At 71.7% G+C, this 8,272-nt stretch carries 5 protein-coding genes and 1 pseudogene; 1 reads left to right on the top strand and 5 read right to left on the bottom strand.

What is annotated here, in order from left to right; genetic code table 11:
* From EBH09_RS03205 to EBH09_RS03185, 5 genes and pseudogenes are all read right to left on the bottom strand, one after another.
* Positions 1 to 159: pseudogene (locus EBH09_RS03205) on the bottom strand (Ppx/GppA family phosphatase); the annotation flags it as partial.
* Positions 160 to 307: 148 nt separating this feature from the next.
* Positions 308 to 3,130, bottom strand: a complete 2,823-nt coding sequence (locus EBH09_RS03200) for an NHLP bacteriocin export ABC transporter permease/ATPase subunit (RefSeq protein ID WP_121745484.1) — start codon at positions 3,128 to 3,130, stop codon at positions 308 to 310.
* A 1-nt stretch (position 3,131) separates the two neighbouring features.
* The gene (locus EBH09_RS03195) at positions 3,132 to 5,354 is read right to left on the bottom strand and encodes an NHLP family bacteriocin export ABC transporter peptidase/permease/ATPase subunit (RefSeq protein WP_121745483.1); all 2,223 of its coding nucleotides are present in this window, start codon (positions 5,352 to 5,354) and stop codon (positions 3,132 to 3,134) included.
* On the bottom strand, positions 5,351 to 6,157 hold the full coding sequence (locus tag EBH09_RS03190; RefSeq protein ID WP_121745482.1) for an HlyD family efflux transporter periplasmic adaptor subunit: 807 nt from the start codon (positions 6,155 to 6,157) through the stop codon (positions 5,351 to 5,353). Before EBH09_RS03190 ends, EBH09_RS03195 begins: the two co-directional genes overlap by 4 nt.
* Before the next feature lie 154 nt (positions 6,158 to 6,311).
* Positions 6,312 to 6,527 carry a hypothetical protein gene (locus EBH09_RS03185; protein ID WP_003978108.1) on the bottom strand — a complete coding sequence of 72 codons (216 nt, stop codon included), beginning with the start codon at positions 6,525 to 6,527 and terminating at the stop codon, positions 6,312 to 6,314.
* A gap of 567 nt (positions 6,528 to 7,094) precedes the next feature.
* Here EBH09_RS03185 and EBH09_RS03180 point away from each other — a divergent pair.
* A partial coding sequence (locus tag EBH09_RS03180; RefSeq protein WP_153182598.1) for a S1 family peptidase occupies positions 7,095 to 8,272 on the top strand: 1,178 nt, incomplete at its 3' end.

Below are 8,272 nucleotides of genomic sequence, written 5' to 3'. Positions count from 1 at the left end.
CTCCACGGCCTCCTCGGGGACCGGACCACCCGGCTTGACCTGCTCGGACAGCCGCAGCCGCCACTTCGCGGTGTGGACCGGCAGCGGCACCCCGCCCTCCGCGTCCGCCACCATGAGCCGGACGGTGTTCGACCCCACATCCACCACGCTGATACGCATGAAGGCGCAGGTACCCATTTTGACGCCGGTCAGACGGTCACCGGGGCGGTACGGCCGGAAACCGGACGGTCCGGAGCGCGGGCCGCCCGCCGTCCGGGCCCCGCCCAGCCGTACAGCCGCCCGGCCCGGTCGCCGCCGCCCGTCCCCGTCAGGTCAGCTGCCGCCGCACCAGTTCGTGCAGCCGGCCGCCGGTGTCCGCGAGCAGCTCGGCGGGCGGACCCTGCTGGGCGACCTTGCCGTCCTCCATCACGATCACGCGGTCGGCGTCCAGCACCGTCGACAGACGGTGGGCGATGACGATCCGGGTGGCGTTGAGGGCCTTGGTGGACTCGATCACGGTGCGCTGCGTCTCGTTGTCCAGGGCACTGGTCGCCTCGTCGAAGAAGAGGATGCGCGGTCGGCGGATCAGCGCCTGCGCGATCATCAGCCGCTGCCGCTGGCCCCCGGAGACCGCCCCGCTGCCGGAGACGATCGTGTGCAGGCCCATCGGCATCCGCTTGATGTCCTCCGCGAGCCCCGCCATCTCGGCCGCCGCCATCGCCTCCTCCGGCGTGTACGGCTCGGTGCCGCAGATGACGTCCAGGATCGAGCCGGTGAACGGCTGCGCGTGCTGGAGCACCACCCCGCACTGCCGGCGCACCGCCGACTGGTCGAGCGCGGCCAGGTCCTGCCCGTCGTACAGGACGCTGCCCGACAACGGCCGGTCGAAGCCGATGAGCAGCCGCAGCAGCGTCGACTTGCCGCAGCCGCTGGGGCCGACGACCGCCACGAACTCACCCGGCCGGATGCCGAAGGACACGTCGTCCAGGACCAGCGGTCCGTCGTCGGTGTACCGGAACGACAGCCGCCGCGCCTCGATCGCCCCGGACAGCGGCCCCGGCCGGGTGCTCCCCGTACGCACCTCGGGCGTGGCGTCCAGCACCGGCCTGATCTCCTCGAACAGCGGCAGCGCGGCCACCGCCGACACGAACGCGCCCGTCAGCTGGGTGACCGAGGTCAGGAGCATCGTCACCGCCGCGTTGAAGGTGAGGAACTCGGCCGCCGACATCGAACCCCGCGCTGGACCCGCCAGCAGCATGAACATCAGCAGCGTGCACAGCGGCAGGTACACCGCGCCGAGCACCGCGTTCAGGTTCTTGATGCGCCCCGCCTGCTGCTGGAGCTCACGACTGCGCGCGAACTGCTCCGCCCATGCCGCGTACGCGTAGTTCTCGGCCGCCGCGACGCGCAGTTTGGGCAGCCCGCGCAGGGTCTGGAACGCCTGGTTGTTCAGTTTGTTGGTGAGCTTGACCAGCCGCCGCTGCCAGCGCACCTGCCACAGCCCGAGCCCCAGGAACACGGCGGCCACGACCACCAGCATGCCGATCGCCGCGAGCGCCATCGGCACGCTGTACCAGAGCAGCAGCGCCAGGTTCATCGCCCCGACGGTCACCGACTGGGCCACCGTCGGACCGACGCCCGCCAGCAGTCTGCGGATCGCGCTGATGCCCATGGCCGCGCTGGCCAGCTCACCGGTGGAGCGCTCCGTGAAGAACTTCGTCGGCAGCCGCAGCAGCCGGTCCCACACCGCGGGCTGGAGGGTCGCCTCCACACGTCCTTCCAGCCGCAGGATGGTGAGGTTCTGCATCAGCATGAAGGCCGCCGCGACGACGCTGCTCAGCATCACCGCGAGACAGACCTGCACGATCAACCCGGTCTGCGCCTTCGGCACGAACTCGCCGAGCACCTTGCCGGTCGCGATCGGCACCAGCGCCCCGAGCGCCACCGTCACCAGTCCGGCGAGCAGCAGACCGGTCAGATCACCGCGCGTGCCCCGCATGCAGAACCGCAGCAGCCGCAACGGGCTGAGCCGGTGCTCGGGCAGCGGCCGGTAGAACATCACCGCACGCGGCTCGAACTCCTCGGCGTTCGCCTTCTCGACCGGAGTCTCGCGGCCGGTCGCGGGATGGACGGCCACATAGCCGCCGCGCCGCCACAGCAGCGCCACCGGCGCTCCCGACAGGGCGCGGTGACCGATCAGCGGACCGACGTCGTCCCGCCACCAGCGGCCGTCCAGCCGCACGGTGCGGGTGCGCACGCGCGAGGCGACGGCGACCCGCTCCACCGGGTCGAGCCGGTCGCTCTCCGTGCCGTTCTGCGCGGGCTCCGCGAGCGGAATCCCGGCGGCGCGGGCGACCAGCACGCACGCCGCGTACGTCGCGTCCGCGTCGGCGGCCGTGGTGCGCTGCCCGGACCGCTTGCCGATGGAGGCCAGCAGCGTCCGGTCGGCCTGGGCGCGCACCGCCTCACCGGCCTTGATACCGGCCGCCGTACGGGTCTCGTGCGTGCGCTCCAGCTGCTCGATCCAGCGGTCCAGCGTGGTCAGCAGGCGGTACTGCTGGTCGACCATGCTCTGCCACAGCGCGGGGTCCATCAGCAGGTCGGCGGCCGCCTCGTCGCCGTACAGCGCCCCGTACTGCACGCTGCCGGGCGGCACCTGCATCCAGAACACGTCGTCGTCGGTGGGCGCCACGGCCCGCTCGGTGGCCAGCGGCGCCTGGAAGAGGACGGTCAGGCTGCGGCCCACCCCCAGGGCCAGGGCGTACTCCAGCGGGCTCGTCGTCGGCGGTACGTACTGGGGGTTGCCGTACTCGTCGTACGACCAGGTCTGGGTGCTCGCCGGCTGGTACAGCTCGCGCAGTCCGACGCGGTGCACCACGCAGTCCCGCAGCGGACGCGCGACCAGCGTGTGCTGGGGTCCGGCGACCGGCCCGAGCAGCACCGACCCCGCCTCCAGGCGGCCCAGGTGGTGCCAGTGGCCCTGTTCCCCGGCGTCCACCGCGAACAGGTCGACCGCGCCGGACGCCACCAGCCACAGCACCTGCGGACCCTCCAGGTCCAGGCGGTTGAATCCGGCGCAGTCGACGCGGGTGCCCAGCGAGCCGAGCGCCCCGAGGACGAGGTCGCCCTGTCCCTCGTGCACGGTTCTCATCTCACCGCTCCCTGACCAGCGCCGCGTACGCGCCACCGTGCGCGACCAGTTCCTCGTGCCGCCCGCGCTCCACGACGGTGCCGTGCTGGAGTACGACGATCTCGTCGCTGTCCCGCACGGTGCTGAGCCGGTGCGCGATCACCACGCAGGCACAGCCGCGCCGGCGCAGGTTGTCCATGACCACCAGCTCGGTCTCCGCGTCCAGGGCGCTGGTCACCTCGTCGAGGACGAGGATGCTGGGCCGGCGAACCAGGGCCCGCGCGATCTCCAGGCGCTGGCGCTGCCCGCCGGAGAAGTTCCGGCCGTCCTGCTCGACGCTGCTGCGGATGCCGCCCGGGCGGCGCATCACCACGTCGTACAGCGCGGCGTCCCGCAGGGCGTCCACCACCGCGTCGTCCGGGACCGACGGGTCCCACAGCGCCACGTTGTCGCGCACGGAACCCTCGAAGAGGAACACGTCCTGGTCGACGAAGGAGACGGAGGACGCCAGCGCCCCGCGCGGGATGTCCTCCAGCCGCTGCCCGTCGATGCGGATCACGCCGTCCCACGGGGCGTACAGCCCCGAGATCAGCCGGGACACGGTGGATTTGCCGCTGCCCGAGCCGCCGACCAGGGCCACCTGCTGCCCCGGCCCGACGGTCAGGTCGAAGCCGGTGAGCAGGGGCTTGTCGAGCGGGTTGTAGCCGAAGGAGACGTTCTGCAACTCCACGTGGCCGTGCAGCCGGCGGGTGGAGTCGATGCCGCCGGGGCGGTCGTAGAGCGGGTCGGCGCGGAAGTTCTCCACGTCCTTCAGCCGGGCCACGTCGGCGGCGAAGTCCTGGATGCGGCCCGCGACGCCGTTCAGCCGGGTCAGCGGGGCCGTGAAACGGACCACCAGCGCCTGGAAGGCGACGAGCAGGCCGACCGAGATGTGTCCCTCGACGGCCCGCATGCCGCCGATCCACAGGATCAGCCCGCTGTTGAGCGTCGCGAGGGTCGGCGCGACCACGCCCAGCCAGGCGCTCGGCACCCCGAGCCGCTGCTGCTCCTCCAGGGTGGTGGCGTGCTGCCCCGCCCACTTGCGGAAGTAGCCGTCCTCTCCACCGGTCGCCTTCATCGTCTCGATCAGCTGGAGGCCGGTGTACGCGGTGTTGGTCAGCCGCGCCGTGTCCGCCCGCAGCTTCGCCGTACGGGTCGCGCGCAGCCGGATGACGACGCGCATCGCGAGGATGTTGAGCAGCGCCACACCGATGCCGACGAAGGTCAGCTGGGGGTCGTACGTGTACAGCAGTACGGCGTACAGGACGACGACGACGGCGTCGACGCCCGCCGCGGCGAGGTCGCGGGCCAGCGTCTCGGCGACGGCGTCGTTGGACTGGAGGCGTTGTACGAGGTCGGCCGGGCTGCGCTGGGAGAAGAAGGTCACCGGCAGGCGCAGCAGGTGGCGCAGGAAGCGGGCGCTGGAGAGGGTGGAGGAGATGATGCGGCCGTGCAGCAGGTTGGCCTGCTGGAGCCAGGTCAGCACGATCGTGAGCAGCACGCAGGCGCCCATCGACGCGAACAGCACGCCCAGCAGCGAGGTCTGTCCGCCGATCAGGAACATGTCGATATAGGTGCGGCTCAGCGCCGGCACCGCCGCACCGACCGCCACCAGCAGCAGGCTCGCCAGCACGGCGGCCGGCAGCGTGCCCGCGGTGCCGCGCAGCCGGGCCGGCATCGCGCCCAGCACTCCCGGTCTGCGGCCGCCCCGGGTGAAGCCGTCGCCGGGTTCCATGGTCAGCACGACCCCGGTGAAGGACCCGTCGAAGTCCTCCAGGGACACGAAGCGGCGGCCCTTGCCGGGGTCGTTGATGAACACCCCGCGGCGGCCGAATCGGCGCCCCACACCGTCGTAGACGACGTAGTGGTTGAACTCCCAGAACAGGATGGCCGGTGCGGTCACCTCGGCGAGGGCGGCCAGGTCCATCTGCATGCCCTTGGCGGTGAAGCCGTAGCCGCGTGCCGCCTTCAGCAGGTTGCTGGCGCGCGAGCCGTCCCGGGAGACACCGCAGGCGATGCGCAGTTCCTCCAGCGGGACGTGCCGGCCGTAGTGGCCGAGCACCATGGCGAGCGAGGCGGCGCCGCACTCCACGGCCTCCATCTGGAGGACGGTGGGGGTACGGACGGTCTTCGCCCGGCTCCTGGGCACCGTGCGCTTCGGCGGGGCGGCGCGGCGTCTGCCCCGGGTCTCCTGTGCGGTGCTCACGGCAGCAGCCAATCGACGGGACGCTGATCGGCCAGCCGGATGGAGCCGGTGGCCATGGTCATGGAGGTCAGACCGAACGGCGGTCCGTCCGCGGACGACCACTCGTAGCCGCTCCTGGTGGACTTCGAGGTGTCCAGCCGGACCGTCACGGCCACCGGCCTGCCCTCCTTGGTGAACTGCTCGCCGAGCTGGCTGTCGCCGAGGAACGCGGAGATCGTCTGCGCCGACTGCACCGAGCGGTCGACCGACTTCACCTCCCCGCGCAGTACGCCGTACTGCTGCGTCGGCACCGACTGGACGGTCAGGTCGACGGAGGCGTGCGCGGGGATGGCGGCGGCCTTCTCGGCGGGGACGTAGACGGTGGCGTAGAGCGGGTCGCCCGCGCGGGCGACCTTCTCCACGGAGGCGACGTTCGCACCGGTCTGGATGATCTGCCCGACGGTGGCGGCGAGCGCGCTGACCCGGCCGGCGTCGACCGTGCGGACCACGGTCTCGCCCTCGCTCGTACGCACCTTCAGCACGGGGGAGTCGGCGGCGAGCCGCTCGCCCTGGCGTGCGAGGACGGCGGTGACCTGGCCGGAGACGGGGCTCTGGAGGAGGTAACTGCCCTGTCCGTGGGTGAGGATGGCCGGCGCGCCGACCGTGGAGGTCACCGAGCCGCTTACCGCCCACACCGACGCGGCCGCCATCGCGACGACGGTCACGGCGAGCACCAGCCAGCCCTGCGGGCGGGCGAAACGCACCGGAAGGTCGAGCTCCTCCGGTGACTGGAGTTTTGCGAGGGCCTGTTGGCGGAACTGCACGTCGGACGTATCCCAGAGTTTCCGGAGAAGCCGCGGACAAGAAGCCGCGGACAAGAAGCCGCAGAGAAGGAGCGGCGCAGGAGAAGCCGCGGAAGAACGGCCGAAAAGCCCCGGAGCCTGGAGGGCTCCGGGACTCAGCGACACATGGGCGCGATCAGAGACCGGCGACCAGGCCCGTGACCGGGGCGGTGTTCAGGCCGGTGACACCCTCGACGGTGCCGACGGCTGTGTTGAGCAGGCCGGAGACCGGGGCGATGCCGTCCACCAGGCCGGTGACGGTGCCGACGGCGTTGACGTTCAGGCCGCCGGAGACGTTGTCGAGGTCGGCGTCCGAGATCTCGACGGTCTCAACCTGGGGGGTGGAGTTCATGATGGAACTTCCCTTCGTATAGCCATTTCACAAGGGGGGAGCGGCCCCCTCTGGGGACAGATGACGGCCGCGACCGCGGGCGCCGGGCGCCCCTTCCGGAGCCCTCCGCGGCCCCCGCGGTGCGATGGATCAAAGCACGCGGCCGGTCCGCGCTTCCAATCAATCACCCCGCCCCACCAGGGCACTTGCAACGCCTGGGCGTCCAACCGTGCAGGTGCGCGCACGCCTTCGCGGCGACTTCTTCACATGCGCCACGACATCGTCCCGTGCGACCCCTTGCCCGTACGGAGGCGAATCCGGCACACCCGCCCCAAAGACGTGCGGAGCGCTTCGGATTTGTGCAGATCCCCCAACGAGGATGACCGGGTTGAGCATTCGATGTGCAGATTCGCTGAAGCATGGATTCCGCTCCGTGATCGGAACGGAACGTTGCGGCGCGAATGCGGAGAGTGCGGATCCGGCGCGATTGAACGGCCTGTCCGGCCCGTGCGTACCAACAGCCATCCAGGCGCCCCCCAACAGCCGCCGGACCGGCGGCACGGACCCCGTCCCAGGAGGTCGAGAAGGTTGAGTCACAAGCGAATTCCGAAGCGCAGGGCCGCGATGGCGGCAGGCGGTGTGGTGGCGCTCGGCGCGGCCGCCATCCTGCTGCCGAACGCCAACGCCTCGCAGGACGGCGGGTCCTCGGACGACGCCGCGGCGGCGCCGAGGACCCTGAAGGCGGGGGACGCGTCGGATCTCGCCTCGCAGCTCGCCGGCCTGCTCGGCGACTCCTTCGCCGGGTCGTACTACGACGCCGGCGAGCAGCAGCTCGTCGTCAACGTCGTACCCGGCGACAACAACCAGGTCATCGTGCAGGCGAAGAAGGCGGGCGCGGACGTCCGCGAGGTCGACAACAGCATGGGCGAGCTGCGGACCGGCGCGCAGACGCTGAAGTCCGAGGCGACCATCCCGGGCACCTCGTGGGCGATCGACCCCCGCACCAACAAGATCCTGGTGACCGCCGACAGCACCGTCACCGGCGCCGACTGGGACCGGCTGGAGTCCACCGTCGAGAGCCTCGGCTCCGGCATGGCGACCATCAAGAAGTCCGAGGGCACCTTCAAGACCTTCGCGTCGGGCGGTGACGCCATCTTCGGCGGCGGCGCGCGCTGTTCCCTGGGCTTCAACGTCACCGCGGGCGACGGCTCGCCCGCCTTCCTGACGGCCGGTCACTGCGGCGTCGCGGACGACCAGTGGTCCGACGCGCAGGACGGGCAGCCGATCGCCACCGTCGACCAGGCGGTCTTCCCCGGCGAGGGCGACTTCGCGCTCGTCAAGTACGACGACCCCGCCACCGAGGCACCGAGCGAGGTCAACCTCGGGGACCAGACCGTCCAGATCAGCCAGGCCTCGGAGGCGACGGTCGGGCAGCAGGTCTTCCGTATGGGCAGTACGACCGGACTGGCCGACGGCCAGGTCCTCGGCCTGGACGCCACCGTCAACTACCCGGAGGGCACCGTCACCGGCCTCATACAGACCGACGTCTGCGCCGAACCGGGCGACAGCGGCGGCTCCCTCTTCACCCAGGACGGCCTCGCGATCGGCCTGACCTCCGGTGGCAGCGGCGACTGCGCGGTCGGCGGCGAGACCTTCTTCCAGCCGGTCACCACGGCCCTGGAGGCTGTCGGCGCCACCCTCGGCGGCGGCGCGGGCGAGGAGGCCGGCGGCGCGGGCGACCAGGCGGGCGGCGAGGACGCCGGTGC

The sequence above is a fragment of the Streptomyces sp. E2N166 genome, assembly GCF_003671715.1.
GTDB classification, from domain to species: Bacteria; Actinomycetota; Actinomycetes; order Streptomycetales; family Streptomycetaceae; genus Streptomyces; species Streptomyces thinghirensis.
The sequence above is the reverse complement of the archived record's forward strand: the minus strand, read 5'-3'. Positions and strand labels throughout refer to the sequence as shown.